The sequence below is a fragment of the Erythrobacter sp. SD-21 genome (genome assembly GCF_000181515.1).
Taxonomy (GTDB): domain Bacteria; phylum Pseudomonadota; class Alphaproteobacteria; order Sphingomonadales; family Sphingomonadaceae; genus Qipengyuania.
The window spans coordinates 43,035-68,005 of sequence record NZ_ABCG01000009.1; the positions used below are offsets into that span (position 1 = coordinate 43,035).

Below are 24,971 nucleotides of genomic sequence, written 5' to 3' on the forward strand. Positions count from 1 at the left end.
TTTCGCGTGCCGGTTTGAGAGACACCTTATTTTAGGGGGCGAGAGGCCGATGACAGCGTTCTGGACCGAAGCGGATTACGACGACCACGAACTGGTCGAGGTCGTGCGCGACCCCAAGAGCGGCCTTACCGCGATCATCGCGCTGCACTCCACCCATCTCGGCCCCGGCGCGGGCGGCACCCGCTTCTGGCATTACGGCAACCCAGAAGACGCCATGCGCGATGCGCTGCGCCTGTCGCGCGGCATGAGCTACAAGAACGCCATGGCTGGCCTTCCCATGGGCGGCGGCAAGGCCGTGATCCTCGCCGGCGAGGACAAGACGAAGACGCCCGAAATGCTGGCGGCCTTCGCCGATGCGGTCGAGGCGCTGGGCGGGCAGTATGTCACCGCCGAAGACGTCGGTATTTCCGAAGCCGACATGGCCGCCGTGGCCCAGCGCACGCAATATGTGTCGGGCCTGCCCGTCAGCGGCGAGGATGCCGCCGGCGGCGATCCAGGTCCGTTCACCGCGCTCGGCATCTTCCTCGGCATCAAGGCCGCGGTGAAGCACAAGCTCGGCAAGGACAGCATGGACGGCGTGCACGTCGCGATCCAGGGCACGGGCAGCGTCGGCGGCGGTGTCGCGCGCCTTCTCGCCAAGGAAGGCGCGAAGCTGACCCTGTCGGACATCCACGTGGACCGCTGCAAGGCCTTGGCCGCAGAACTCGACGCCGAATGCGTCGGCCCCGATGCGATCATGGCGGTGGCGTGCGACGTATTCAGCCCCAACGCGCTCGGCGCGATCCTAGACGAGGAAGGCATCGCCAAGCTTGATTGCAAGGTCGTTGCAGGCGGGGCGAACAACCAGTTGAAGCGCCCCGAGCACGGACCGATGCTGGCCAAGCGCGGAATTCTCTACGCCCCCGACTACGTGATCAACGCGGGCGGCATCATCTCGGTCACGCTCGAATACCTCTGCCGCAACGACGAAGCGCCCTGCGATATCAACGAGGTGCGCAAGCGCATCGCGCTGATCCCGGGCCGTCTCGAACAGATCTGGCAGGAGAGCGACAAGACCGGCGTCTCGCCCGACCAGGTCGCCGACAAGTTGGCGCAGGAGCTCATCGGGCGCTAATCCGCCTTGCGAGCAGGGGCGGGGGCTGCAATAGGCTCACCCACGGCTTTCACCATGCACGGCTTCGCTAATCCCAAACGGTTTCTCGCGCTGGCGAGCTGGCTCACGCCGCTCCTGCTGGCCGGAGGACTGGTGCTCACCGCCGCGGCCCTTTTCTGGGGTTTCACGCAGGTTCCGCCCGACCGCCTGATGGGCGAAACTGTGCGCATCCTTTTCATCCATGTGCCCACCGCATGGCTGGGGATGGGCGGATGGACCGCGATTGCGGTGTCGAGCCTCGTCTTCCTCGTCTGGCGTCACCCGCTGGCGGCCATCGCGGCGCGCGGTGCAGCGATGCCGGGGCTCGTCTTCGCGCTGATCTGCCTTGCCACCGGCTCGATCTGGGGTCGACCTACCTGGGGCACATGGTGGGTCTGGGACGGTCGACTGACTTCGATGCTTGTCCTCGCCTTCCTCTACATCGCCTATATCGCGCTGGCGCAGGCGGCCGAGCGCGAGGGCGTTTCGGCGCGCATTCCGGCAATTTTCGGCCTGTTGGGCGCGATCAACATTCCCATCATCAATCGCAGTGTGGTGTGGTGGAATTCGCTTCATCAGCCGCCCAGCATCACCATGGGCAAGAGCGCCATCGACGATATCTTTCTCGGTCCGCTGCTGGTCGCGGTGATCGGCTTTTCGCTGATCTTCGGCGGCGTGGTGCTGGCCCGCATGCGGGCGCTGCTGGCCGACATTCAGGCCGAGGCGCGCCTGCGCCGCCGCGCGATGGAGGCCGACTGATGCGTGAGGCTCTCGACCAGTGGCTCTTCGTCTACGCGGCCTATACCATCGGCGTGGGCGGTACCCTGTTGATGATCGCGTGGAGCTGGATCGCGATGAAGCGTGCCGAGACTCGGCGCGAGAAAGCGCGTAAGCGATGAAAGCCAAGCACCAGCGCCTCGTCCTTGTCATCCTCGCGCTTGTCGCGCTGGTTGGAGCGGGCTTGCTCGCCGCTTATGCGCTGCGCAACCAGGCGAGCTATTTCTACCTGCCCGAGCAGATGCAGGCCGAGCCTCCGGAAGTCGGGCAGGCCGTGCGCCTTGGTGGCATGGTCGCGCCGGGCTCGCTAGCGACCCAGGCCGACGGGATCACGGTGACCTTCACCGTCACCGGCCGTGAAAATTCCGCCGTGCCGGTCCGCTACGCCGGCATCCTGCCCGATCTGTTTGTCGAAGGGTCGGGCGTGGTCGCGGAAGGGCGGCTCGCTGCCGACGGCACATTCGTCGCCGACAACCTGCTCGCCAAGCACGACGAGAATTACGTCCCGCGGGAGCTGGAGGGCATGAGCGAGCACCAGGCGGCCGAAATGGCCGAAGAGACGACGGTCGGCCTCGAATGATCGCGGAACTCGGTCTGGCGGCGCTGTGGCTGGCCGCGGCCCTGGCCGTGCTGCAACTCGTCGGCGGCGCGTTGGCGCTGCGCGGCGGGACCGAGAGCGAGCTGGCCGCGCTGACCCGTCCGGCAGCCGTCTTGCAGGGCGGGCTGGTGGCGCTGTCCTTCGCCATGCTGCTGTGGGTCTTCGCAATCACCGACCTGTCGGTGAAGCTGGTGGCGATGAACTCGCACAGCGCCAAGCCGCTGATCTTCAAGCTGTCGGGCGCGTGGGGGAATCACGAAGGCTCGATGCTGCTGTGGGTCACCGTCATGGCACTGGCAGGCGCGCTGATCGCCGGGATCGAGCGGCGCTTGCCCGAACGCACCATGCAGGCGACGCTGGCTGCGCAAGGCTTCGTCGCGCTTGGCTTCTACGCCTTCCTCCTGCTCAGTTCGAACCCCTTCGAGCGGTTGCCACAGCCTGCTGCCGAGGGGCTGGGCCTCAACCCGCTGCTGCAGGACATCGGCCTCGCCTTCCATCCGCCCACGCTTTACATCGGCTATGTCGGCCTGTCGGTTGCCTTCAGCTTCGCCGTTGGCGCGCTCATCACCCGCGAGGTGACACCCGCCTTTGCCCGGGCGATGCGTCCGTGGATCCTCGGCGCATGGGTGTTCCTGACGCTCGGCCTCGTAGCGGGCAGCTACTGGGCCTATTACGAGCTTGGTTGGGGCGGGTACTGGTTCTGGGACCCGGTCGAGAACGCTGCACTGATGCCATGGCTCGCTGCGACCGCCCTCCTGCATTCCGCGGGCGTCCTCGCCAGCCGCGACGCGCTGCGCGTGTGGACGATCATGCTGGGCGTCGTCGCCTTTTCCATGTCGATGCTCGGCACCTTCCTCGTCCGGTCGGGCGTGCTCACCAGCGTCCACGCCTTTGCCGTGGACCCGGAGCGGGGCAGCTTCATCCTCCTGCTCCTTACGCTCTATATCGGCGGAGCGCTCTTGCTCTTTGCCTTGCGGGCAGGCGCGATCAGCGAGGGTGAGCGGTTCTCCGTCGCCAGCCGCGAGGGCGCGCTGGTGGTGAACAACGTCATGCTGAGCGCGATCCTCGCCGTGGTGCTGCTCGGAACGCTCTATCCTCTGCTGACCGAGGCATTCGACGTGCGCGTCTCCGTGGGTCCGCCCTATTTTAACCCGGTCGGGGCGATCTTCGCCTTCCCGATGCTAGCGGTGATGGCTGTCGGTCCGCTGCTGCGCTGGCGCAGGGACAGCTGGGGACGGATTTCGAAGGAACTGGCGCTCGTTGCCGCTATGCTCCTGGCCGGGATTGTCCTCTTCGCTGTGCTGGGCGAGATCGCGCTGCTGCCGCTGCTCGGTCTTGCCTTTGCGGTCGCGCTGGCGGTGGCGAGCTTCCTGCCCCTGAAGGGCCGCCGCCTGAAGCGTGTGCCGATCGCAACCTGGGGCATGATCACGGCGCATTTCGGTATTGCCGTGATGCTCTTCGGCATGGCGAGCGAAGGCGCCTTTTCGCAGGAACGGCTCGCCGCGCTGGAAGAGGGCGGGACGACCAGCGTCGGGCCTTGGGCGGTCCGACTCGAAGCTGTCGAGCCCGTCGCTGGGCCCAACTGGACCGCGCTCGCCGGGCGGCTGACAGTCCGCCACCGGGACGGCGACCCGCAGGCCATCGCGCCGCAATCGCGCAATTTCTGGGCCCCGCCGCAGCAAACGACCGAGAGCGTCCTCGTCACCCGCTGGAACGGCCAGCTCTATGCCGTGATGGGAGGTTCCAGCACTGACGGGCGCTGGCAGGTGCGGCTGTGGTGGAAGCCCTTCGTCACCCTGATCTGGTATGGCGGACTGCTCATCGCGCTGGGCGGAGTCCTTGCGCTGGTGGGGCGTGTCCGCAGCGATCTCAAGCACCGTTACATAAGCCGCCGCATCACCGAGCGGCGCGAAGAAAGAGAGACCGCCTAGATGAGCTGGCGCCTGTGGTTACCCTTCCTGCTGTTCTTCGGCTTCGCCGGTCTGGCCGCCTACCAGCTCAGCCAGCCGAAAGACGATACCATCAAGAGCACGATGGTTGGCAAGGAACTGCCCTATTTCACGCTTCCGCCCGCCAGCCTCGAGCGGCCCGGCGTCGACAGCCGCTATTTTTACGAGGGCGAGCCAAAGCTGCTCAACATCTGGGCCAGCTGGTGCCTTCCCTGTATCGCCGAAGCAGCTCAACTCGAGCAGCTGAAGGACGAGGGTGTCGAGATCGTCGGCGTCGCCATCCGCGACGAGCCAACCGATGTGATGCGGTTCCTGACCCAGCATGGCAATCCCTACACCCGAATCGGTCGCGACGACCTGTCCGAAGTGCAGCTTGCGATCGGATCTTCGGGCGTGCCGGAGACCTTCGTGATCGATGGCAAGGGCGTGATCACCTACCAGCACGTCGGCGACATCCGGCACGAGCATGTGCCAATGCTGCTCGAAGAGCTGCGCAAGGCGGGGCGGTGAGGGACCTTCTCGCCCTTCTGGCGATTGTGCTGGCGGTTCCGCTGGCCGCGCAAGGCAGCGCGCCGCCTGCGCCCTATGCCTATCGCCAACTCGACGATCCGGATCAGGAAGCCGTCGCGCGCGAACTCATGCACACGCTGCGCTGCATCAGGTGCCAATCGCAGTCGATTGCGGATAGCGACGCCCCCATGGCGGGCGACATGCGCCACCAGGTCCGCATCCGCATCGCTGCAGGGGAAGAACCCGAGGCGGTGCGCCGCTGGCTGATGGCACGCTATGGCGATTATGTCAGCTACGAGCCGGTGATGAGCGCCACGACCTGGCCGCTGTTCGCCATTCCGCCAATCTTGGCGCTGCTGGCGGGGCTGATCGTCTGGCGCCGCCTGCGGAGGCGCGCGTGAGTTGGCTTCCGGTCATCGCGCTGGCGGCCGTCGCTTTCGCCGCGGCGATTGTCCTGTTGCGAGTGGGGCGCAAGGGATGGAGCCTCCTAGGCGCGACACTCCTTTTCGGGTTGACCGGATACGCCTTGCAGGGTTCGCCCGACCAACCTTCTTCGCCCGGCACGGCGACGGCCGAACAGGCGGCCAGCGGCGAACTGCTGGTCGAAGCCCGGCGCGAATTCTTCGACACCTCGCAATTTCCGGCGCGCTGGGTGATTACGGGCGACAGTTACCTGCGGCGCGGAAGCTATGTCGAGGCGGCCAATTTCTACCGTAACGCGATCGAGGAAAACCCGACCGACCGCGAAGCTTGGCTGGCCTTGGGTATTGCGCTGGTCGAGCATGCCGAGGGCAACCTCACCCCCGCCGCCCTCAGCGCCTTCCAGCGCGCGCAGATGCTAGACGAGAAGAATGGCGGCGCGCGCTACTTCCTCGGCCTTGCATGGCTGCGTGCGGGACAGGCCGAGCGCACCCGTGAACTGTGGCGCGAGGCGGTGATCGAAGCTCCGGAAGACGCGCCCTGGCGCGGCTCGCTCGCGCTTCGGGCCATGCGGCTCGAGCAGATGATGGACGCGGCAGACGCGCCGCCGCCTGCGATGCAAGCGCAGGGCCAATAAGCTTGAACCCGCGAGATGTTGCCCCGTTCCCGCCATGGTGCTAAGCGCCGCGACCTTGCACGGGGCTTGGCCCCGGAAAGCCAAGGTTTTGACGCTATGCGGCAGGTAACACCCACCCTATGACCGAGGCCACCGCGCCGAGTTCGCAGCCGGAATCCGGCGGCGGGAAAGCTCATGGTCATGGCCATGGCGCCTCCAAGGCTGCGCTGGCCGTGGGCGCGATCGGTATCGTCTTCGGCGATATCGGCACCAGCCCGCTTTATGCGTTTCGTGAAACCTTTGCGGGCGCGGTCAATATCGCGATCGACCGGATGCACGTGCTGGGCGTCGTCAGCCTGATCTTCTGGTCGATGGTGATCGTGGTGGCGCTGCAATACGTCACCATCCTCATGCGCGCGGACAACAAGGGGCAGGGCGGCAGCCTTGCGCTGATCGCTCTCATCAGCCGCCACATCGGGACGACAAAATACGCGTGGCTGGTGGTCCTGTTAGGCGTGTTTGCCACCTCGCTGTTCTATGGCGACAGCATGATCACGCCCGCAATCTCGGTTCTCTCCGCGGTCGAGGGCCTCACGGTGGTCGACCCGGGGCTGGAGACCTTCGTCATACCGATCGCGGTAATCCTGCTGATCTGCCTCTTCGTCCTCCAGCAGCGTGGGACAGCCAAGGTGGGCGCGCTGTTTGCGCCGGTGATGATCGTCTGGTTTATCACCCTGGCCGGGCTGGGCCTCAACCAGATCATCCAGAATCCCGACATCCTCTACGCGCTCAATCCGTACTACGCCGTGATGTTCTTCATCACCGACAAGTTCGTGGCCTTCCTCGCCATGGGCGCGGTGGTGCTGGCGGTGACGGGGTCCGAAGCGCTTTATTCCGACATGGGCCATTTCGGCCGTGGTCCGATGCGCCTCTCGTGGTTCGGGTTCGTCATGCCGTGCCTCTTGCTGAACTATTTCGGCCAGGGCGCGATGATCGCCGGCCTGCCGCCCGAACAGGCGGCCGAAGTCGTGAAGAACCCCTTCTTCCTGCTCGCAGGCGAAGAATACCGCCTGCCGTTGGTGATCCTGGCGACGGTTGCGACCTTCATCGCCAGCCAGGCGGTCATTTCCGGCGCGTTCAGCATCACCCACCAGGCAATGCAACTGGGCTTCATGCCGCGCCTCTCGATCCGCCATACGAGCGAAACCGAGGCGGGTCAGATCTATATCCCCGTGGTCAACTGGGCGCTGATGGTCGCGGTGATCCTGCTGGTGCTGACGTTCCAGAGCTCTTCGGCCCTTGCCAGCGCCTATGGCATCGCGGTGACCGGCGCCGTCACCATCGACACGCTGCTGATGGGCGTGCTGTTCGTGGGCGTGTGGAAATGGAAGTGGTGGTACGCCGCGCCCGTGGTGATCTTCTTCCTGATCATCGACGGAGCCTATTTCGCGGCGAACCTGTTCAAGGTGCCCGACGGCGGCTGGTTCCCGCTGGTCGTGGGCCTCATCGCATTCACGCTGCTCACAACCTGGGCGCGCGGCCGCAAGCTGATGCGCGAGCGTATGCATGAAACCGCGCTGCCAATCGAAATCTTCGCCAAGAGCGCCAAGAATTCCGCCACCCGCGTGCCCGGCACCGCCATCTTCATGGCCAGCCAGACCGCCGGTGTGCCGTCTGCGCTGCTCCACAACATCAAGCACAACAAGGTGCTGCACGAGCGCGTGGTCATCCTGACCGTGCTGATCGCCGACAGCCCCTATGTCGATCCCGAGGAGCGGTGCGAGTACCATGACCTCGGTGATGGCTTCTATCGCGCCATCCTGCACTATGGCTTCATGGAAGAGACGGACGTGCCGCAAGGGCTCAAGAAGATGACCCGTTGCGGCGGCGAATTCGACATGATGCACACCAGCTTCTTCCTCAGCCGCCAGACGCTGCTCGCAAGCGAAAACCCCGGAATGCCGATCTGGCGCGAGAAGATCTTCGCCTGGATGCTGCGCAACGCCGCGACCGCGATGGACTTCTTCCGCCTGCCCAGCAACCGCGTGGTGGAACTGGGCAGCCAGGTCGAGATCTAGCCGACCCGGAACGTCTCCTCCAGCGAGCGATAATAATGGCATGAGGGAATTTTTCACCTGCTATCGCTGGCCGCTGGTCACCTTTCTGCTCGCCGCATGTCTCGGATACGCCGCGCGTTCGGCAATCGGGCGGGTTTACGGAGCAGCCGAAGCGGTCGACCTTCTCAACGCCCTGTCACGCGCGGGGCTCTATCTCGGTTCGGCGATTGCCACGGCCTCGGCTACGATCATCGCGCTGATGCTGACGCTGATCGGGATGATCCGCAGGATAAACACGGATTTCGATCAGGGGCCTATCGTGACATCTCGATGGTGGCGCGCATTTCCACGATCACCCTGCTGGTCGCGCTGTTCCTGCTGATGGCCTTCGCGCTCCCGATTGGGGAGTTTGACGAATTGCCGGCAGAGTGGTTCCAGAATGTGTACGAAGGCCTTTTCGCCGGAACCGTCCTCATGGTGGGCCTGTCGGCCGCCACCGTGGTGCTGATCTACAATACGCTGATGCGCGTTATCGTGCAGATCACTCCGGGTGACGAGGTGTAGTCTCGCACTCTAACTCCTTCGGCCAGCGGCTTTTCCATTTCCGCCCGTTCGAAACTCTGCTCCCCGATATAGACGACCTGTTCCTCAACCAGAGCGAAGCCCATGCGCGCGAAAGCGGGCTGCGCCATCAGGCTGGCATGCACCCACAGGCGTAACTCGCCCGTGGCGCGCGCCTATGCCTCGATCGCATCGTAGAGAATGCGAAACAGGCCGCGCCCCTGGGCTTCGGGGCGGATATACGCGAAATCGATATAGCCACTGGCGTCGAGGCTCATGAAGCCGAGCGTTGCGCCATCGTTGCGGTGCGCCATCGCGATGTCCTGCCGCGCGAGCCGCTTGTCCCATGACGCGCCGCTGCGGCGTTCGGGCACCCAAGCCTCGCGCTGCGCTTCGTCATACTTGCTGGGACCATGACGAACCGCGTCGAACATGATGTCAGCGAGGATCTCGTAGTCCTGCTCGCAAGCCCAGCTAAGTGCGATCGTGTCGTGCATCGGCGGCGCTGTTAGCGCGGGGATCTGGAAATTCAAGATCGGCTTAATTGCCGGCTAGGACCCCGTCGGCGGTTCGTCCTTCATCAATTCGTCCGTGTCCTCCAGCGAAAGGCCGTGCTTGAGCAGCATCGGTATCTGGCTGAAGGTGAAGAGGAAGGTGAGGGGCAGGAAGACCCAAATCTTGGCCCAGAGCCAGCTCTCGAACGTCATCATGCGCACCAGCACTTCGTTGAGACCGGCCAGCGCGAAGAAGAAGAAGCCCCAATTGCGCGACAGCTTGAGCCAGCCTTCGTGCGTGACGCCTTCGAACGCGGCTTCCAGCAGCACTTGCAGCCAGGCGCGTTTGCGCAGCCAGCCGACGATGAGGACCGTGCCGAAGAGCGCGTAGATCGCGGTCGGCTTGAACTGGATGAAACGTTCGTCGCGCAGCCAGATGGTGAGCGCGCCGAAGCCGACGATCAGCGTGGTCGAGAGGATCAGCATCGGGCTGACCTTGCCGAATTTCCACTTGCTGAAGACCAGCGCCACGACGGCGGCCGCCATGAAGGCGATCGTGCCGTAGATCACCGCGGCAATCTCGCCGAAAGTAGAGGTCTCGGGCGGCTGGTAGAACTTGTAGACGCCGAGGAAGACGAGCAGCGGCCCGTAATCGACCAGCGTGTGCAGCCAGCCGGTGGGCTTCTTCGTCTCGGTGGGCTTGGTCTCGCTCATCAGGCAATCCCCGCAATGACGCGCGCGACAAGGTCAGGATCGAAGGGGCGCAGGTCGTCGATCTTCTCGCCCACGCCAATGGCGTGGATGGGGAGGCCGTATTTCTTGGCCGCCTGCACCAGCACGCCACCCCGCGCCGTGCCGTCAAGCTTGGTCATGACGAGGCCGGTGACGCCCGCGACTTCCTTGAACACATCGATCTGGCTGAGTGCGTTCTGGCCGTTGGTAGCGTCGAGGACGAGCACCACGTCATGCGGCGCCTCGGGATTGAGACGGCCGAGGACTTTGCGGATCTTGGCCAGTTCGTCCATCAGCTCGCGCTTGTTCTGGAGGCGGCCGGCGGTGTCGACGATGAGCACGTCGGTGCCGATCTCGGTCCCCTTCCTGACCGCGTCGAACACGATGCTGGCCGGATCGCCGCCTTCGGGGCCTCGCACGATGGGCACGCCCACACGGTCGGCCCAGGTCTGCAGCTGGCCGATGGCCGCCGCGCGGAACGTGTCGCCTGCCGCCAGCATGACGTTGTAGTCGTCTTCCACGAAGAGGTGCGCCAGCTTCGCGATGGTGGTAGTCTTTCCGCTGCCGTTCACGCCGATGACCAACAGAACCTGCGGGCGCGGGAAGGCGGTAATCTCCAGCGGCTTGGCGACGGGGCGCAGGATCGCCGCGATTTCTTCGGCCACCGCTTCCTTCAATTCGTCGGCGCTGATTTCGAGGCCGAAGCGCTTTTCCTTCAGCCTTTCGCGGATGCGAGCAGCCGCGCTGGGTCCGAGATCGGACATGATCAGCGCGTCCTCGACATCGTCGAGCGTGGCATCGTCGAGCTTGGCCTTGGTCACCGCCTCGGCGAGGTTTTCGGACAGACGCTCGGATGTTTTCTTGAAGCCGCCGAACAGGCGCTCGGTCCAGCTGGGTTTGCTCATGACAGGAGATTGTCCTCGAGTGTCTTGGGCGTCACGGTGACGATGGAGCCGCGCGGTATGCCTTCCGGCAGTTTCACGCGGGCGAAGTGGGGCGAATAGCCGGTCCCGTCCGCTTCGGCGAGGACTGAGTGCGGCTTATCGACGAGCGTCCGCAGCCACTCTGCACGCAGCTTGGCCACCTCGGCGCGCAATTCGGCGGCGCGGCGCTTGATCGTGGGGCGCTCCACTTGCGGCATGCGCGCGGCGGGCGTGCCGGGGCGCGGCGAATAGGGGAAGATGTGGCCGTGGAGGATGGCGAGTTCGCGGATGATCGAGAGGTTGGAAGCGTGGTGCTCCTCCGTTTCGGTCGGGAAGCCGGCGATCAGGTCCGCGCCGACGACGAGGTCGGGACGGCAGGCCTTCAGTCGCGCAACGAGGTCGACCGCATCGGCGCGAAGATGGCGGCGCTTCATGCGCTTCAGGATCAGGTCGTGCCCGTGCTGCAGCGAGAGGTGGATGTGCGGCATCACGCGGGGCTCCCCGGCGAAAAGCTCGAATAGCTCCTCGTCGACCTCGATCCCGTCGATGGAGGACATGCGGATGCGGGTGAGGGCGGGGAAGGCGTCCAGAACCGCGCGAATGAGGGCCCCCAGTCTGAGGCTGCCGGGCAGGTCGTGACCCCATGAGGTGACATCGACGCCGGTCAAGACAACTTCTCCTGCACCGGTATCGAGATGGCTTTCGACCTCGCGCAGCACCTCGGCGACGGTGAGTGAGCGGCTTTTCCCGCGGCCCTGAGGGATGACGCAAAAGGTGCAGGCGTGGTCGCAGCCGTTCTGCACCGCCACGAAGGCGCGGGTGTGAAGCGCCTGCACGGGCGGGGCGCTGGCGGGCACATTCCATGCGCGCGGATCGAGCTTGGCCTTGTTGGCGATGAACCCGTCGACCTCGGGCATGGCCGCGAGCTGGTCGCGCTCGATATCGGCGGCGCAACCGGTCACCAGCAAGCGAGCCTCGGGGTTTGCCTTGCGCGCCTGCCGGATGGCCTGCCGTGTCTGGCGCACCGCCTCGCTCGTCACCGCGCAGCTGTTGACGACGACGAGATTGTCCTCGCCCGCCAGCATGGCGCGAATGCGCTCGCTCTCGGAGAGATTGAGGCGGCAGCCAAGGGATACGACCTGCGGGGCGTTCACGCGTAATCGTCCCACTCGAAACTGCCACGGAAAGCCTCGGTGGCAGGACCGGTCATCTGGATCGTACCGCCCGGTTCCCAGGCGATCTCCAACTCGCCGCCGGGAAGCGCCACGGTGACTGGGCTGTCGACGAGCTTGCGGCGCATGGCGCGAACCGCTGTCGCGCACGCACCGGTCCCGCAGGCGCGCGTCAGGCCCGCCCCGCGTTCCCATACGCGCAGGCGAATGCGGCTGCGGCTTTCGATAGTGGCGACGTTGACGTTCACGCGCTCGGGGAAGAGCGGATCCTTCTCGATCTCCGGCCCGATCCGGTCGAGCGGCACGGCATTGGTATCCTCGACGAAGAAGATCACATGCGGATTGCCCACGTTTACCGCGCCGGGATTCTCCAGCATTTCCCAGCCGACCGGCATGGAGAGCGTGTCCATCGGATAGGCGAGCGGGATCGCGTCCCAGTCAAAGCGCGGCGTTCCCATGTCCACACGTGCCCCGCCGTCGGAGGGGGATGCCGAAAGCAGCCCACCGGCGGTCTCGATCCGGGCCTCTACGCCATGCAGCAGCGCCACGGCGCGCGTCGCGTTGCCGCAGGCGCCAACTTCGCTGCCGTCGTGGTTGAAGATGCGCATGCGGAAATCGGCGCTGCCGCTCGGCTCGAGCAGGATCAGCTGGTCGCAGCCGATGCCTTCGTGGCGATCGGCAATCGCGGCGGCGCGGCCCTTGTCGAGCACAGGCAAGGCAGTTTCGCGCGCGTCGAGGACGACGAAATCATTGCCGAGGCCGTGCATCTTGATGAAGGGGACGCGCATGGTCCCGCGCATCTAGGGTGTGGGGCGCCGAGCGTCCAGTGTCAGACGGCGCGCGAGCCAGCTTCGCTACCACCGGACGCGGTGTCGTCCTGCCCGTTCGCGGGGACCTCGGCGATTTCGGCGCTGCCGGCAACCGCCACCCTGCCATTCGTCGCAAGCCGTTCAAGAACCTTGGCCGCCGGTTCGGGCCGACCGTAGTGATAGCCCTGACCCTTCATTTTACCCCAGCGCTTGAGGGCGTTGAGGACATCCTCGTTCTCGATACCTTCGGCGGTGATCGGCAGCTTCAGGCCGTCGCTCATGGATACGATCGCTTCGACCAGCTTGCGGCTCTGCTCCTCGTTGGTGAGTTCGCGGATGAAGCTGCGGTCGATCTTGAGCCGGTCGAAGGGCAGGCTGCGCAATTGCGAGAGGCTGGAATAGCCCGTCCCGAAGTCGTCCAGGCTGATCTTCACGCCCTGGTTGCGCAGGCTGGTAATCATCGAGCGCACCAGTCCGATATTCTCGTGCAGGCAGGTCTCGGTGATTTCGATTTCCAGCCGGTTGGCGGGGAAGCGCTGCCGGACGAGCAGCTTGAGGATTTTCTGCGCGAACCACGGATCTCGCATCTGGACCGGCGAGATATTGACTGAGAGCGTGAGCTTGGGGTCCCATTCGCGGGCGTCCATGAAGGCTTGCTCGATCAGCATTTCGGACAGTTCGGCGATGACGCCGATCTCTTCGGCCACGGGAATGAAGATTTCCGGACCGAGCATGCCCATCTCGGGAGAATCCCAACGCGCGAGCATTTCGAACCCGATCAGTTCGCCGGTATCGAGATCGATCTGCTGTTCGTAGTAGGGTAGGAATTCACCCTTCTGGATGCCGCGGCGGATGCCGGCTTCCAGCTCGTTGCGGAAGCGCAGCTCGTTCTCCATCGGCGGTTCGAACCAGTAGAAGCGGTTCTTCCCCTTCTTCTTAGCGTGATACATGGCGATATCCGCCTTGTGCATCAGATCCTGTGCGGGCGACTGGTTGGTGTCCGCGCCGACATGGACCGAACTGGCGATGCCGATGGAAATCGTGATGTCGACTGCGATGTCGTTGTGAACGACCGGGCGGGCCACCTGTTCGACCAGGCGCGTGGCAAGCATGTCGACCCGTTCGGGACGATCAAGATCGTAGCGCAGGACACAGACGAACTCGTCCCCGCCCAAACGGGCCAGCGAGGCACCTTCGGGCAAAATGTGGCGGAACCGCTCTGCCGTCGTGCGCAGCACGGCATCGCCCACGGCATGGCCGTTGAGATCGTTGACCTGCTTGAAATTGTCGAGGTCGATGGCAATCGCGGCGAGCGCGCGGTTCTTGCCCGCGCCCTTGGCCAGCATCGCTTCGAGCTCGGCGGCAAGGCTGCGGCGGTTGAGGCAACCGGTGAGGTCGTCGTAATCGGCGAGGCGGCGGGCCTCGCGTTCCGAACGGCGGTGTGCTTCGATCTCGCCGGTCAGCCCCTTGTAGCGGTGCCAGCCCAGCATGATCAGCGCGATATTGAGGAGCAGCGCGTTGGTGAGCACTACGTCGGGCGGCGATCCGCCGTGGCTGATGGATGCAACGATGCCCGGTAGCACCATGCCCGCCGTCGCAACGAAGAGTACGATCGCGGCAAAGGCGATTCCCAGCGTCACGAGGTCGCGGCCACCACGCGCCGCGCGCGTCCTCGGCTCGCGGACGGCTGGTTTCGGGTCGGGCACTGGCTCTTGCAACGAAGATATCCCTGCGGCTGGACAATCGCATGGGGAATAGCGCGCACAAGGCTAAAAACAGGTTAATATTGCCCGGGCCGGGGCGCTCTCTGGCCAGCGAGCGATCACCCCGCTAGGCAAAGCCGATCAAAGACCCATCACCTGAGGAGAATGTCCCGCATGGCCCGTTACTGGCTGGTGAAATCCGAACCCTTCAAATACAGCTGGGACGATCTCGTCGCGGAAGAGGAAGGCACGTGGGACGGGGTGCGCAACCACCGCGCTAAGAACAATCTCGCCGCAATGGAAGTGGGCGACCAGGCGTTCTTCTACCATTCGCGTGAGGGCCTCGAGATCGTCGGCATCTGCGAAGTCAGCGTGGCCGGAATCACCGATCCGACCGATCCCGAAGGCAAGTGGGCCGCGGTGAAGGTCGTGCCGAAGACTAAGCTTCCGTCACCCGTGACACTCAAGCAGATCAAGGCTGAGCCGCAGCTCGCCGATTGCGAGCTGGTCAAGCTCTCGCGCCTGTCGGTGGCCGAAATCAAGCCCGAAGAATGGTCGATCATCCTCGAAATGGCCGGTATCTGAGCCCCGTCGCGCGCAGCTACCGGCTGGTCGCACCCAAGCGGAACCGGAGTCGCGATCGCGCCGTTATCTCTCTGTAAGCGCGCCGTTTTTGGCGCAACCAGACAGAAGGAGAGGCCCGATGGGCGAACTGACAGAAAAGATCAAAGGCAACACCAACGAAGCGATCGGCGATGTGAAGCAGCAGTCGGGCGATCCCGAAACCCGCGCCGAAGGCCGCCAGCAGGAACAGAAGGGCGAAGCCCAGCAGTTCAAGGGCGAAGTCGAAGGCAAATTCGGTAACGACATCTGACGCAAACGCGTCACGCTGAGTTTCAGCGAGGAAGGGCCGTTTCCTTAATGGGAGGCGGCCCTTTCGCATGGGTTATTTTTTTCTCAGGCCCGAGACGGTCGCGCCGCTGGCGGCGAGCTGTTCGATCTCGATGTGGCAGTGGATGAGGCGCAGGCCGCTGCGTCCCTCGGCAGAGACGAGCGCCTCCTTGAATTCCTGCGTCGTCGTTGCAGTGGCCGACCAGCCGCCGAAGGCTGCGGCGAGAGCAGCGAAATCGGGATTGGCGAGGCGAGTGCCGCTGATCCGCTCTTCGCCCGGAAACTCGCGTTCCTGGTGCATTCGGATCGTGCCATAGGCAGAGTTGTCGACCACGATGACGATCAGGTTCGCGCCATGCTGGACGGCGGTCGCCAGTTCCTGCCCATTCATGAGGAAATCGCCATCGCCCGCCACGGCGACCACGGTGCGGTCCATGTGGCGCAGCGCGGCGGCCACGGCGGCTGGAACCCCGTAACCCATTGCGCCGCAGGTCGGGGCGAGCTGCGTTGGATAGCCTTCGTAGCGCCAGTAACGATGCCACCAGCCCGCAAAATTACCAGCGCCGTTGCAGATGATGGTGTCGGCGGGAAACGTGTCGCGCATGAACTGGACGCACTGACCCATGTCGAGCGCGAAATCGGGCGCGGGATGCGCGGTCGCCCAGGCCTGCCATTCAGCATGCGCCTCGGCCCCCGCTTCGAAATCGAGCACCTCGCCTTCGTCCCACAGCGCCGCGCTTTCGGCGAATTCGTCCATCTCGGCGCAGATCGCCAGATCGGCCGGATAAACGCTGTTGAGTTCGTTCGGGTCAGGATGGATGTGCACCAGCTTGCGGTCTCCATCGACCAGCGGCGGGACGGTGTAGCCGTCGGTCGTCGCCTCGCCCAGCCGCGCGCCCACGGCGAGAATGAGGTCGGCGTTCTTCACCCGCTCGACCAGCTTGGGATTGGGCCCGTAGCCAAGGTTACCGGCGTAAACGCGGCTCGAAGGCGAGAGCGCGTCCTGCCGCCGGAAGGCGGTCGCAACGGGGATGCCGAGCCGTTCGGCGAAGAGCTGGAAGTATTCGCGCGCTTTAGCGTTCCATCCCGCACCGCCGATAACCGCTATGGGCGAGGCGGCGTCGGCAAGCAGCGCCATCATCGCCTGCATCGCGTCGGGGCAGGGGGCCTGCGCCGGACGCTCCACGCGGGGGCGCGGCTTTGCTCCGGTGTCGCGGCTCAGCATGTCTTCGGGCAGGGCCAAAACGACGGGGCCCGGGCGGCCGGAAATGGCGGTGGCATAGGCGCGGGCGACGTATTCGGGGATGCGATCCGCCGAATCGATCCGCGCCGCCCATTTGGCGATCGGGCCGAAGAAGGCTGCGAAATCGACCTCCTGGAAGCCTTCGCGGTCACGCATCTCGCTGTCCACATCGCCTACGAAGAGGATCATCGGCTGCGAATCCTGCATCGCGACATGGACGCCGATGCTGGCGTTGGTCGCGCCCGGGCCGCGGGTGACGAAGGCGACACCCGGCCGCTGCGTCATCGCGCCATCGGCGCAGGCCATCATCGCGACTCCGCCTTCCTGGCGGCAGGTGACGAGGTCGATGGCGTCCTGCTGGCCCAGTGCGTCGAGCACCTGGAGGAAGCTTTCGCCGGGAACGGTAAAGATCCGCTCGCACCCCTGTTCGATCAGGCAGTTAACGAGCAGCTTGGCGGCGGCGGGAGTGGGGCGTGTGGTCATGGCCTCGGCGGTTAGCGGCGCGCGAGGCCGGGCGCAATCCGGGCCACACGAGTTCCCACTTATCCCCACGATAGAGAGGGGTTGTCCCGAACTGGGGCAGGGCTGATTTGCGCGGAAACCGATAGTTAAAAAAGCGTTAAGCCTCACATCATGAGACGCGCACTTGTCCTCTCCAACGAAGCCGCCCGCCACTGGATGCGGGCCAGCTTGCCGACCCGCCGCCGCATGTTCGCGGATACGCCGCAAGGCGCGCTGGTTGACTGGAAGTTGACAGCAAACGACGTGCGCGGCGTGGCAACGACTTATTTTGCGACCGTCGCCGCGGTTCTGGCCTTTATCATCTGATCGCAGACAAGGGCTAAAAGCCCTACTCCAGGTGCATTCCGGAAGCGCGCTCGGCTTCGAGCAGGCGCTTGCCTAGCCATGCCGACACGAGGCACATGGCCGCGCTGATCAGGACCTGTTCCACAATAGGTACTCCGGCCGCGCTCATCGCCATGGCGAGGAGCGAGCCGGCCACCATCGCGCCCGAATTGACGATATTATTTGCCGCAATCGTGCGCGAGGCCTTGTCGGGCGCTACGCGGGTGGTGAGGAAGGCGTAGAGCGGCACGACGAACATGCCGCCCGCCACCGCGATACCCAAAAGACACAGCAGGATCACCGAGGCCATCGGCCAGGCGAGGAAACCAGCGACGTCGAGCAGCTGGTCTGGCTTGTCCGCCTGCCACAGTTTGCACACGGCATAGAAGGCGACCACGAAGGCGCCCATCGCGATCACCGATTGCGGGGCGTAGCGCGCCGAGACCTTGCCCTTCAGCAGCGCGCCTACCGCGACCGAGCCGATCGCGACCCCGACCGAGAAGACCACGAGGAAAATGCTGGCCACCTCCTTGCTCGCCATGATTACGTTTTTGGCGAGCGGCGGGAACTGGATGAACAGCACTGCGCCGATGGTCCAGAAAAAGCTGATGGCGAGGATGGCGTAGAAGACTTCGGCCTGGTGCATCGTGTCGCGCACCAGCTTCACCGAGGCGCGCAGGATATGCCAATCGAGCTTTTCCACCGCGCCCTGCGGTGGGGCGTCGGGCACTTGCCGGGAGACAAGAAAGCCCACGATGGACGTCAGGATGATACCAACGGCAGCCACCTCGACCGGGATCCAGCCGGCAAGGATAGTGCCAGCGAGAATGGCGATATAGGTGCCCGCCTCGACGAGTCCGGTGCCCGCGAGCACTTCCTCCTTGCGCAAATGCTGTGGCAGGATCGCGTATTTGATGGGGCCGAGAAAGGTCGACTGGATGCCTGTCATGAACAGCGCCAGCAGCATTAGGAGAACCGGTACGCTGGTTTCGATGCCCAGTAGAGTCACCGGCATTTCGTACCCCCGCCATGCGAGGAAGAGACCGCTCGCCCCGATCAGCATGAGCAGGATCTCGAAGGCTTTAACACGTCGAATGATCGCTGCCTTGTCGCGCATGTCGGCCAGTTGGCCCGCCAGCGCCGAGAGGACGAAGAAAGGCAGGATGAACAAGCCCGATGCCACGGCGGAGAATATCCCCTCCGCCTCTTCCGAATTGTAGATCTGGTAGACGACGAACAGGACCATCGCGGTCTTGTAGAGATTGTCGTTGAAGGCATTGAAAAGCTGCGTGACGAAAAGCGGCAGGAACCGCCGCGTGCGCAGGAGATGCGTACTTGTGAACATGACCCCCCGGGAGGAAACCTTCCGTATAGGAACCCTTGGTAGAGACATCGCGGCGGCGGACAACCCCGCTTGATATCTTTTGCGGCAGGGCGAATGCCGTTAGGGGAGCATTCCAGATGCTGAATTTGCCCAACATCCTGACCCTGTCGCGCATCGTCGCGATACCGCTCCTAGCCTTCCTGCTGTGGTGGCCGGGCTGGGAGGCGGGCTATCTGATGGCGTTCGGTCTCTACTCGTTGATGGGTATTACCGACTATTTCGACGGCTACCTTGCGCGCACGAGCGGGGCCGTCTCGAAGCTCGGCATCTTCCTCGATCCCATCGCCGACAAGATCATGGTGGCGGCGGTTATTCTGGTACTCGCGGCACAGGGCGTGCTGACGGGGCCCTATGTGGGGGATGCCCATGTCATCGCAGGGCTCATCATCCTCGTGCGCGAAATCGCCGTTTCGGGCCTGCGCGAATTCCTCGGCGGCCTGCAGGTCTCGGTACCGGTCAGCCGGCTCGCGAAATGGAAGACGACCTTCCAGCTGCTCGCGCTCGGATCGCTGATCCTGGGGCAGGGCCTGCCGGACTGGCACGTGATGCTTGGCCCGATCGAGGCCAATGTCCCGCACACCGTCGGCCTCGTCACCCTATGGGCGGCCGCTGTGATGACGGTGATTACCGGGTGGGACTATCTGCGCGTGGGTCTCAAACACATGGATTGAGGCGCTCACCGCCGCATTAATGCGACGAAACGGTGTGCCGGATAGATGCAACGCCCGTTGCATGGTGAACTTTTTCTCAACCGTTCTCGTTCATACCATACGATATGAGCGCAACACTCCACATGCTTCTCGCCGCCCTGCTCAAGTTCGGAGCGGCCGCCATGATCTTCAACGAGGTTCGCGGGTTGGTTCTCGCAGCGCCCGTCCTGTACGGGATGTACACCTCGGGTGGTTCGGCCATGGCAATCTGGCTCGGTATCTGCGCACTCGGCGGGATTGCGCTCAGCGTGATCGTGCCGCTCTTCGCCTACAAAAAACTCGACAAGTTCGTGAAGAGCAAGGCGCCGGCGCAGCCCAAAGCCGCCTAACCGGCGCGCAATTCCTCCGCCAGCAATTCGAAATCGTCCCGGCGCGGTGAATTCTTGCGCCAGATGAGCGCGATCTCGCGGCTCGCCTGTTTCGACGTGAGCGGGCGCGCGACGACGTCCGTCCCCTGCAAGATCCCCGCTTCCACGGCCATCTCGGGCAGCATGGTGAGCCCGAGCCCGTTGTCCACCATTTGCACCAGCGTGTGCAGGCTGGTGCCGATCATGGTGGTCGAACCGCGCAGTTCGGGGCGGTTGCAGGCTGCCAGCGCGTGGTCTTTCAGGCAATGGCCGTCTTCCAGCAACAGCAGGCGCCCGTCGTCGATCATGTCGGCGGAAACCGTCTCGGGCGGATCGCGCGGATCGTCCTTGGGAAAGGCAACATAGATCGGATCGTCGGCGATATGCACCTTGTCGACCTCGCCGGTCGCAAAGGGCAGGGCGAGGAGGACGCAGTCCACCCGGCCATGCTGAAGCGATTCGACCGCGTCGTGGCTGGTCTCCTCGCGAAGGAACAGCTCGAGATCGGGCCGCTCCTTGCGCAGGCGCGGCAGGAAGCGCGGCAGCATGAAGGGCGCGATGGTGGGGATGACACTCATGCGCAGCTGGCCCGCCAGCGGTTTGCCCGCCGCCTGCACGAGATCGGCCAGTTCCTCGGTCTCGCGCAGCACGCGATGCGCCTTCTCGACCACCTGGTTGCCAAGGGCCGTAAAGCGAACCACGCGGCGGCTGCGCTCGACCAGTGTCACGCCAAGCAGCGATTCAAGCTCGCGAATGCCCGCCGACAGCGTCGACTGCGATACGAAACTGGCGTCCGCCGCGCGGCCGAAATGTCCATGCTCGTGCAACGCGACGAGGTATTGGAGCTGCTTGAGGGTGGGCAGGTAAGTGCTCACTCCGCTTCGACCTCGTCGCCCGTGATCACCTCGTCCTGCGCCGCCTCGATCATGCCCGCGTGGACATCGTCGACATGGGTCATCAGCAGACGGCCATCCTTGACCGCGAAGGCAAGGCGGCCCTCGACCAGTTCGAGTGCGTCTTTGCCGAACACCTCGTAACGCCATCCCTGCAGGATCGGCAGCTTGCGTACGCCCGCCGCCAAAGCTTCCATTTCGTCCGCGCGGGTCAGCAGGCGGGAGGCCACGTCGATCTCGCGGGCACGGATCTTGAGGAGAAGCTTGAGCAGATCAGCGACCAGCGCGCCTTCCTTGCCCAGCGGCGCACCGCGCTTGGGCTTTTCGGGCATCTCGTCCTTGGGCAGCGGCTCGGCCTTTTCGATGACCTTCATCAGCCGCTTGCCGATGTCGTTGTCCTTCCAGGCGTTCGACAGGCCGCGCACCTTAATCAGGTCGCTCTGCTTCTTGGGCGGGTGGCTGGCGATATCGGCCAGCGTTTCGTCGCGCATAATGCGGCCGCGCGGAATATCCTTGTGCTGCGCTTCGCTCTCGCGCCATGCAGCGAGCGCCTTGAGGCGGCCGAGTACGGTGGGATTGCGCCCCGGCGAACGTATGCGCTTCCACGCCAGATCGGCGTTGTTGGCGTAATTCGCCGGATCGGCCAGCTTGTCCATTTCGGCGTCCAGCCAGACGCCGCGCCCGGTCTTGATCAGCTTCTTGAGGATCATCGGGAAGATCTTGGACAGGTGCGTCACGTCGCCAATCGCGTATTCGATCTGGCGATCGGTCAGCGGGCGGCGGCCCCAGTCGGTGAAGCGCGCGCCCTTGTCGACCGTGATCCCCATCCAGCTTTCGACGAGGTTGGCATAGCCGATCTGCTCGTTCTGGCTGATCGCCATCATGGCGATCTGCGTGTCGAAAATGGGATGCGGCGTCTTGCCGGTGAAGTTGTAGACGATCTCGACGTCCTGCCCGCCGGCGTGGAAGACCTTCAGGACCTCCTCGTTGTCGCACAAAAGGTCCCACAGAGGCTGGAGGTCGATCCCGTCGGCCAGCGGATCGATCGCCGCGGCCTCTTCCTCGTTGGCGATCTGCACCAGGCACAGTTCCGGCCAATAGGTGTTTTCGCGCATGAATTCGGTGTCGACAGTGACGAAGTCGCTCTTCGCCAGTCGCTCGCACATGGCGGCGAGGGTGTCGGTATCGGTAATCAGGTCGTGTATTTTCATCATGTCTTTTCTTGTCTCGAGCGGAGTGCCGCTCCCGCACCGGTGGCAGCTTTTGTCCAAGTCTTGACAAAAACCCACAGGTGCCCTGTTAGCGCGCGCGATTCCAAGTTAAGGAGCCGCGACGCCCCGCGCCCTTAGCGCCATACATCCCAAATTGGAAAGAATTCCAGATGCACGCCTATCGTACCCACACCTGCGCCCAGCTGACGAAGGACAATGTCGGCGAAACCGTTCGCCTATCGGGTTGGGTGCACAACAAGCGCGACCACGGTGGCGTTCTCTTCGTCGACCTGCGCGATCACTATGGCATCACGCAGATTGTTGCGGACAGCGACAGCCGCGCGTTGCCGGTGCTGGAAAAGCTCAAGCTGGAATCGGTCGTCACCATCGACGGCACGGTGAAGGCACGCGACGAAGTGGCGGTGAATAAGAACCTGCCCACTGGCGAGATCGAGGTTTTCGCCCGCGAGATCGAGATCCAGAGCCGCGCGGAAGACCTGCCGCTGATCGTCAACCAGGCGGAAGACTATCCGGAAGAGACGCGTCTCAAGTACCGCTTCGTCGATCTGCGCCGCGAGCGTGTTCACAAGAACATTATGCTGCGCAACCGTGTGATCACGTCGCTGCGCCGCCGAATGACCGACCAGGGCTTCAGCGAGTTCCAGACCCCGATCCTCGGTGCGTCCTCGCCCGAAGGAGCGCGCGACTACCTCGTGCCCAGCCGCTTGCACCCGGGCCGCTTCTACGCGCTTCCGCAGGCGCCGCAGATGTTCAAGCAGCTGCTGATGGTCGCCGGTTTCGACCGCTACTTCCAGATTGCGCCCTGTTTCCGCGACGAAGACCTGCGCGCAGACCGCAGCCCCGAATTCTACCAGCTCGACTTCGAGATGAGCTTCGTGACGCAGGAAGATGTATTCCAGGCGATCGAACCCGTGCTCGCCGGCGTGTTCGAGGAATTTGCGGACGGCAAGACTGTGACGCCGGCCGGTGAATTCCCGCGCATCCCCTATGCGGAATCGATGCTGAAATACGGCACCGACAAGCCCGATCTTCGCAACCCGCTGATCATCAGCGACGTCACCGACCACTTCACCACTTCGGGCTTCGGTCTGTTCGAGAAGATCGTCGGCACCGGCGGCCGCGTGCGCGTGGTCCCGGCTCCGAACACGCATGAGAAGAGCCGCAAGTTCTTCGACGAGATGAACGACTGGGCGCGCCGCGAAGGTTTTGCAGGCCTCGGCTATGTCACCCGCAAGGGCGGCGAATTCGGCGGCCCGATTGCCAAGAACCACGGCACCGAAGGCATGGAAAAGCTCTACGCCGAACTCGGCCTTGGCGAAAACGACGGCCTGTTCTTTGCCGCTGGCAAGGAAAAGGACGCCGCCAAGCTCGCAGGGGCCGCGCGCACCCGCGTGGCCGAGGAGCTGGGCCTGATCGAGGAAGGATGCTTCAAGTTCTGCTGGATCGTCGACTTCCCGATGTTCGAATACGACGAGGACGCCAAGAGGGTCGACTTCAGCCACAACCCCTTCTCCATGCCGCAGGGCGAGATGGAGGCGCTGGAAACGAAGGACCCGCTCGATATTCTAGCCTGGCAGTACGACATCGTCTGCAACGGCTACGAACTGTCCTCGGGCGCCATCCGTAACCACCGCCCGGACATCATGTACAAGGCGTTCGAAATCGCCGGTTACTCGCAGGCCGACGTTGATGCGAACTTCTCCGGCATGATTGAAGCCTTCAAGTTGGGCGCACCGCCGCACGGCGGCTCGGCTCCGGGCATCGACCGCATCGTGATGCTGCTGGCCGACGAACCTAACATCCGCGAAGTGATCGCTTTCCCGCTCAACCAGAAGGCGCAGGACATGATGATGGGCGCGCCTAGCGTGGTCGCCCCCAGCCAACTGCGCGATGTGCACATCCGCCTCGGCGGTGCGGCACTGGAAGCTCAGAAGGGAGCCAGCGGTGCGGAAAAGACCGATATGAATTCCGAAGCCGCGAAGCGCGACGCTCCGCCGGAGGGCTAATACGGGGGCCCGTCAGTTTATTTACGCAAAAAGGGCGCGGAGACTGATCTCCGCGCCCTTAATATACGACTGCTCGCTGGATCAGTCGTACTGCTGTGCGATCATGTCGCCAAAGCGTTCGCCTTCGCAGATTTCGTTATAGGCCTGCTCGACCACGGCGCGTTCCTGCGCTTCGAGCTGGTTGCCTTCGAGCGCTTCTTCGAACTTGCCTTTGATGTAGTCTTCGCCTTCTTCGACGCGCTCGGCAGCGGCTTCGTCGTCGCTTTCAAAAGCGGAGGAGATGCTCTGCCACATCTGGTGCGCTTCGCCGGTCATCGAACCCGTGGTAACGAGTCCATCGCCCTGGCGTTCGAGTTCGGCGTTCATCTGGCGCAGCGTGCTTTCGCGCTGGTTGCAACGCTGCTGCAGCGCCTGCTTCAATTGCGGGCTGTCAGCTTTTTCGCCGGCCTGACGGTAGCCTTCGACCGAATCGAAAGTGGTGTCGGTGAGGCTCTTGAATACGGTGGTAGCCATGATTTTGCTTCCCTTTTCAAAATGGCAACTGCCCAAGCAACGAGCAAAACCGACAATGGGTTCGAATGACCGGACGAGTTGCCCTTGCGCTGCGCCGCGCCGTTCATTAGGGCGTGACGCAACGTAATAACCCCCAAGATGAGAGGGAATATAAATGAGCGATACTGCCGACCGCGTGCAGAAGATTGTCGTCGAGCATCTCGGCGTCGAAGCAGACAAGGTCACCCAGGAAGCCAGCTTCATCGATGACCTGGGCGCAGACAGCCTCGACATCGTCGAGCTCGTGATGGCCTTCGAAGAAGAATTCGGCGTGGAAATCCCCGACGATGCGGCTGAGAAGATCACCACCGTCGGCGACGCGACTAAGTACATTGAAGAGCATAAGGGCTAAGCGCCAAGGCTTCTCAACACCCGCGTGATGTGCGGGACCGGACAGGCCCGACCCTGACGATG

29 protein-coding genes are annotated in these 24,971 nt (G+C 64.0%); 18 read left to right on the forward strand and 11 right to left on the reverse strand.

Going from position 1 to position 24,971, the window contains the following annotated elements; translation table 11 throughout:
* The first annotated feature begins 49 nt into the window (after window positions 1-49).
* The 11 genes from ED21_RS13120 to ED21_RS15850 all read left to right on the forward strand — a co-directional run bounded on the left by ED21_RS13120 (window position 50) and on the right by ED21_RS15850 (window position 8,623).
* Window positions 50-1,114 (forward strand): Glu/Leu/Phe/Val dehydrogenase dimerization domain-containing protein, encoded by a 1,065-nt coding sequence (locus tag ED21_RS13120; protein WP_006834409.1) that lies wholly within the window; start codon window positions 50-52, stop codon window positions 1,112-1,114.
* A gap of 54 nt (window positions 1,115-1,168) precedes the next feature.
* Window positions 1,169-1,891: a heme ABC transporter permease CcmC gene (gene ccmC, locus ED21_RS13125; protein WP_006834410.1), complete on the forward strand. Its 723-nt coding sequence runs from the start codon at window positions 1,169-1,171 to the stop codon at window positions 1,889-1,891.
* Window positions 1,891-2,031, forward strand: coding sequence for a hypothetical protein (locus ED21_RS15695; protein ID WP_006834411.1), 141 nt, complete (start codon window positions 1,891-1,893; stop codon window positions 2,029-2,031). The genes ccmC and ED21_RS15695 overlap by 1 nt, the downstream gene beginning before the upstream one ends.
* A complete protein-coding gene (ccmE, locus tag ED21_RS13130; protein ID WP_006834412.1) occupies window positions 2,028-2,489 on the forward strand; it encodes a cytochrome c maturation protein CcmE in 462 nt (153 codons plus the stop codon). Before ED21_RS15695 ends, ccmE begins: the two co-directional genes overlap by 4 nt.
* Window positions 2,486-4,438 (forward strand): heme lyase CcmF/NrfE family subunit, encoded by a 1,953-nt coding sequence (locus tag ED21_RS13135; protein WP_006834413.1) that lies wholly within the window; start codon window positions 2,486-2,488, stop codon window positions 4,436-4,438. The genes ccmE and ED21_RS13135 overlap by 4 nt, the downstream gene beginning before the upstream one ends.
* Window positions 4,439-4,966, forward strand: coding sequence for a DsbE family thiol:disulfide interchange protein (locus tag ED21_RS13140; protein ID WP_006834414.1), 528 nt, complete (start codon window positions 4,439-4,441; stop codon window positions 4,964-4,966).
* The gene (locus ED21_RS13145; protein WP_006834415.1) at window positions 4,963-5,367 is read left to right on the forward strand and encodes a cytochrome c-type biogenesis protein; all 405 of its coding nucleotides are present in this window, start codon (window positions 4,963-4,965) and stop codon (window positions 5,365-5,367) included. Before ED21_RS13140 ends, ED21_RS13145 begins: the two co-directional genes overlap by 4 nt.
* Window positions 5,364-6,023 carry a tetratricopeptide repeat protein gene (locus ED21_RS13150; RefSeq protein ID WP_006834416.1) on the forward strand — a complete coding sequence of 220 codons (660 nt, stop codon included), beginning with the start codon at window positions 5,364-5,366 and terminating at the stop codon, window positions 6,021-6,023. Before ED21_RS13145 ends, ED21_RS13150 begins: the two co-directional genes overlap by 4 nt.
* Before the next feature lie 119 nt (window positions 6,024-6,142).
* On the forward strand, window positions 6,143-8,080 hold the full coding sequence (locus ED21_RS13155) for a potassium transporter Kup (RefSeq protein ID WP_006834417.1): 1,938 nt from the start codon (window positions 6,143-6,145) through the stop codon (window positions 8,078-8,080).
* 40 nt (window positions 8,081-8,120) lie between these two features.
* Entirely contained in the window at window positions 8,121-8,441 is a 321-nt protein-coding gene (locus tag ED21_RS15845; RefSeq protein ID WP_233995765.1) for a hypothetical protein, read from the forward strand.
* Window positions 8,390-8,623 (forward strand): hypothetical protein, encoded by a 234-nt coding sequence (locus tag ED21_RS15850; protein ID WP_006834418.1) that lies wholly within the window; start codon window positions 8,390-8,392, stop codon window positions 8,621-8,623. The genes ED21_RS15845 and ED21_RS15850 overlap by 52 nt, the downstream gene beginning before the upstream one ends.
* A 173-nt stretch (window positions 8,624-8,796) precedes the next feature.
* Here the strand turns inward: ED21_RS15850 and ED21_RS13165 are convergent, their stop codons facing one another.
* Genes ED21_RS13165 through ED21_RS13190 form a run of 6 tightly spaced genes read right to left on the reverse strand, consistent with a single transcriptional unit; the run spans window position 8,797 to window position 14,456 of the window.
* The gene (locus ED21_RS13165; protein ID WP_006834420.1) at window positions 8,797-9,117 is read right to left on the reverse strand and encodes a hypothetical protein; all 321 of its coding nucleotides are present in this window, start codon (window positions 9,115-9,117) and stop codon (window positions 8,797-8,799) included.
* A 54-nt stretch (window positions 9,118-9,171) separates the two neighbouring features.
* On the reverse strand, window positions 9,172-9,828 hold the full coding sequence (locus ED21_RS13170) for an inner membrane-spanning protein YciB (RefSeq protein WP_006834421.1): 657 nt from the start codon (window positions 9,826-9,828) through the stop codon (window positions 9,172-9,174).
* A complete protein-coding gene (gene ftsY / locus ED21_RS13175) occupies window positions 9,828-10,751 on the reverse strand; it encodes a signal recognition particle-docking protein FtsY (protein WP_006834422.1) in 924 nt (307 codons plus the stop codon). Before ftsY ends, ED21_RS13170 begins: the two co-directional genes overlap by 1 nt.
* Window positions 10,748-11,923 carry a MiaB/RimO family radical SAM methylthiotransferase gene (locus tag ED21_RS13180; RefSeq protein ID WP_006834423.1) on the reverse strand — a complete coding sequence of 392 codons (1,176 nt, stop codon included), beginning with the start codon at window positions 11,921-11,923 and terminating at the stop codon, window positions 10,748-10,750. The genes ftsY and ED21_RS13180 overlap by 4 nt, the downstream gene beginning before the upstream one ends.
* Complete coding sequence (gene dapF / locus ED21_RS13185; RefSeq protein WP_034922766.1) at window positions 11,920-12,729, reverse strand: diaminopimelate epimerase; 810 nt, start codon at window positions 12,727-12,729, stop codon at window positions 11,920-11,922. The genes ED21_RS13180 and dapF overlap by 4 nt, the downstream gene beginning before the upstream one ends.
* A gap of 41 nt (window positions 12,730-12,770) precedes the next feature.
* Complete coding sequence (locus ED21_RS13190; protein WP_006834425.1) at window positions 12,771-14,456, reverse strand: bifunctional diguanylate cyclase/phosphodiesterase; 1,686 nt, start codon at window positions 14,454-14,456, stop codon at window positions 12,771-12,773.
* A gap of 171 nt (window positions 14,457-14,627) precedes the next feature.
* On the opposite strand from ED21_RS13190, the gene ED21_RS13195 reads away from it, so the two are divergent.
* Window positions 14,628-15,038 carry an EVE domain-containing protein gene (locus tag ED21_RS13195; protein WP_006834426.1) on the forward strand — a complete coding sequence of 137 codons (411 nt, stop codon included), beginning with the start codon at window positions 14,628-14,630 and terminating at the stop codon, window positions 15,036-15,038.
* Window positions 15,039-15,156: 118 nt separating this feature from the next.
* Window positions 15,157-15,327 (forward strand): CsbD family protein, encoded by a 171-nt coding sequence (locus ED21_RS13200; protein ID WP_006834427.1) that lies wholly within the window; start codon window positions 15,157-15,159, stop codon window positions 15,325-15,327.
* Window positions 15,328-15,399: 72 nt separating this feature from the next.
* Here the strand turns inward: ED21_RS13200 and ED21_RS13205 are convergent, their stop codons facing one another.
* Complete coding sequence (locus ED21_RS13205) at window positions 15,400-17,070, reverse strand: thiamine pyrophosphate-dependent enzyme (protein WP_006834428.1); 1,671 nt, start codon at window positions 17,068-17,070, stop codon at window positions 15,400-15,402.
* A gap of 150 nt (window positions 17,071-17,220) precedes the next feature.
* On the opposite strand from ED21_RS13205, the gene ED21_RS15515 reads away from it, so the two are divergent.
* Window positions 17,221-17,415: a hypothetical protein gene (locus tag ED21_RS15515; RefSeq protein WP_006834429.1), complete on the forward strand. Its 195-nt coding sequence runs from the start codon at window positions 17,221-17,223 to the stop codon at window positions 17,413-17,415.
* Window positions 17,416-17,437: 22 nt separating this feature from the next.
* Here the strand turns inward: ED21_RS15515 and ED21_RS13210 are convergent, their stop codons facing one another.
* A complete protein-coding gene (locus tag ED21_RS13210; RefSeq protein ID WP_006834430.1) occupies window positions 17,438-18,778 on the reverse strand; it encodes an MFS transporter in 1,341 nt (446 codons plus the stop codon).
* A gap of 116 nt (window positions 18,779-18,894) precedes the next feature.
* Between ED21_RS13210 and pgsA the strand changes: the two genes are divergently transcribed.
* Both pgsA and ED21_RS13220 read left to right on the forward strand, forming a co-directional pair.
* Window positions 18,895-19,488: a CDP-diacylglycerol--glycerol-3-phosphate 3-phosphatidyltransferase gene (gene pgsA / locus ED21_RS13215; RefSeq protein ID WP_006834431.1), complete on the forward strand. Its 594-nt coding sequence runs from the start codon at window positions 18,895-18,897 to the stop codon at window positions 19,486-19,488.
* Between the two features lie 104 nt (window positions 19,489-19,592).
* Complete coding sequence (locus ED21_RS13220) at window positions 19,593-19,856, forward strand: hypothetical protein (RefSeq protein ID WP_006834432.1); 264 nt, start codon at window positions 19,593-19,595, stop codon at window positions 19,854-19,856.
* Here ED21_RS13220 and ED21_RS13225 read toward each other — a convergent pair.
* A complete protein-coding gene (locus ED21_RS13225) occupies window positions 19,853-20,749 on the reverse strand; it encodes a LysR substrate-binding domain-containing protein (RefSeq protein WP_006834433.1) in 897 nt (298 codons plus the stop codon). The genes ED21_RS13220 and ED21_RS13225 overlap by 4 nt on opposite strands.
* Entirely contained in the window at window positions 20,746-21,978 is a 1,233-nt protein-coding gene (gene rnd / locus ED21_RS13230; protein WP_050784783.1) for a ribonuclease D, read from the reverse strand. The genes ED21_RS13225 and rnd overlap by 4 nt, the downstream gene beginning before the upstream one ends.
* 170 nt (window positions 21,979-22,148) lie before the next feature.
* On the opposite strand from rnd, the gene aspS reads away from it, so the two are divergent.
* A complete protein-coding gene (aspS, locus tag ED21_RS13235; RefSeq protein WP_006834435.1) occupies window positions 22,149-24,005 on the forward strand; it encodes an aspartate--tRNA ligase in 1,857 nt (618 codons plus the stop codon).
* 81 nt (window positions 24,006-24,086) lie between these two features.
* On the opposite strand, the gene ED21_RS13240 is transcribed toward aspS, so the two are convergent.
* On the reverse strand, window positions 24,087-24,518 hold the full coding sequence (locus ED21_RS13240; RefSeq protein ID WP_006834436.1) for a PA2169 family four-helix-bundle protein: 432 nt from the start codon (window positions 24,516-24,518) through the stop codon (window positions 24,087-24,089).
* Between the two features lie 154 nt (window positions 24,519-24,672).
* Here ED21_RS13240 and ED21_RS13245 point away from each other — a divergent pair, with 154 nt between their 5' ends.
* Window positions 24,673-24,909 carry an acyl carrier protein gene (locus ED21_RS13245; protein WP_006834437.1) on the forward strand — a complete coding sequence of 79 codons (237 nt, stop codon included), beginning with the start codon at window positions 24,673-24,675 and terminating at the stop codon, window positions 24,907-24,909.
* The last annotated feature ends 62 nt before the right edge of the window (window positions 24,910-24,971 follow it).

Excerpts from the sequence above, each read along its gene's own strand:
- ED21_RS13120 (WP_006834409.1), top strand. The coding sequence starts at position 50 with ATGACAGCGTTCTGGACCGAAGCGGATTACGACGACCACGAACTGGTC.
- ccmC (WP_006834410.1), top strand. The coding sequence starts at position 1,169 with ATGCACGGCTTCGCTAATCCCAAACGGTTTCTCGCGCTGGCGAGCTGG.
- ED21_RS15695 (WP_006834411.1), top strand. The coding sequence starts at position 1,891 with ATGCGTGAGGCTCTCGACCAGTGGCTCTTCGTCTACGCGGCCTATACC.
- ccmE (WP_006834412.1), top strand. The coding sequence starts at position 2,028 with ATGAAAGCCAAGCACCAGCGCCTCGTCCTTGTCATCCTCGCGCTTGTC.
- ED21_RS13135 (WP_006834413.1), top strand. The coding sequence starts at position 2,486 with ATGATCGCGGAACTCGGTCTGGCGGCGCTGTGGCTGGCCGCGGCCCTG.
- ED21_RS13140 (WP_006834414.1), top strand. The coding sequence starts at position 4,439 with ATGAGCTGGCGCCTGTGGTTACCCTTCCTGCTGTTCTTCGGCTTCGCC.
- ED21_RS13155 (WP_006834417.1), top strand. The coding sequence starts at position 6,143 with ATGACCGAGGCCACCGCGCCGAGTTCGCAGCCGGAATCCGGCGGCGGG.
- ED21_RS15845 (WP_233995765.1), top strand. The coding sequence starts at position 8,121 with ATGAGGGAATTTTTCACCTGCTATCGCTGGCCGCTGGTCACCTTTCTG.
- ED21_RS15850 (WP_006834418.1), top strand. The coding sequence starts at position 8,390 with ATGGTGGCGCGCATTTCCACGATCACCCTGCTGGTCGCGCTGTTCCTG.
- ED21_RS13165 (WP_006834420.1), bottom strand. The coding sequence starts at position 9,117 with ATGCACGACACGATCGCACTTAGCTGGGCTTGCGAGCAGGACTACGAG.
- ED21_RS13170 (WP_006834421.1), bottom strand. The coding sequence starts at position 9,828 with ATGAGCGAGACCAAGCCCACCGAGACGAAGAAGCCCACCGGCTGGCTG.
- ftsY (WP_006834422.1), bottom strand. The coding sequence starts at position 10,751 with ATGAGCAAACCCAGCTGGACCGAGCGCCTGTTCGGCGGCTTCAAGAAA.
- dapF (WP_034922766.1), bottom strand. The coding sequence starts at position 12,729 with ATGCGCGTCCCCTTCATCAAGATGCACGGCCTCGGCAATGATTTCGTC.
- ED21_RS13195 (WP_006834426.1), top strand. The coding sequence starts at position 14,628 with ATGGCCCGTTACTGGCTGGTGAAATCCGAACCCTTCAAATACAGCTGG.
- ED21_RS13200 (WP_006834427.1), top strand. The coding sequence starts at position 15,157 with ATGGGCGAACTGACAGAAAAGATCAAAGGCAACACCAACGAAGCGATC.
- ED21_RS13205 (WP_006834428.1), bottom strand. The coding sequence starts at position 17,070 with ATGACCACACGCCCCACTCCCGCCGCCGCCAAGCTGCTCGTTAACTGC.
- ED21_RS15515 (WP_006834429.1), top strand. The coding sequence starts at position 17,221 with ATGAGACGCGCACTTGTCCTCTCCAACGAAGCCGCCCGCCACTGGATG.
- ED21_RS13210 (WP_006834430.1), bottom strand. The coding sequence starts at position 18,778 with ATGTTCACAAGTACGCATCTCCTGCGCACGCGGCGGTTCCTGCCGCTT.
- pgsA (WP_006834431.1), top strand. The coding sequence starts at position 18,895 with ATGCTGAATTTGCCCAACATCCTGACCCTGTCGCGCATCGTCGCGATA.
- ED21_RS13220 (WP_006834432.1), top strand. The coding sequence starts at position 19,593 with ATGAGCGCAACACTCCACATGCTTCTCGCCGCCCTGCTCAAGTTCGGA.
- rnd (WP_050784783.1), bottom strand. The coding sequence starts at position 21,978 with ATGAAAATACACGACCTGATTACCGATACCGACACCCTCGCCGCCATG.
- aspS (WP_006834435.1), top strand. The coding sequence starts at position 22,149 with ATGCACGCCTATCGTACCCACACCTGCGCCCAGCTGACGAAGGACAAT.
- ED21_RS13240 (WP_006834436.1), bottom strand. The coding sequence starts at position 24,518 with ATGGCTACCACCGTATTCAAGAGCCTCACCGACACCACTTTCGATTCG.
- ED21_RS13245 (WP_006834437.1), top strand. The coding sequence starts at position 24,673 with ATGAGCGATACTGCCGACCGCGTGCAGAAGATTGTCGTCGAGCATCTC.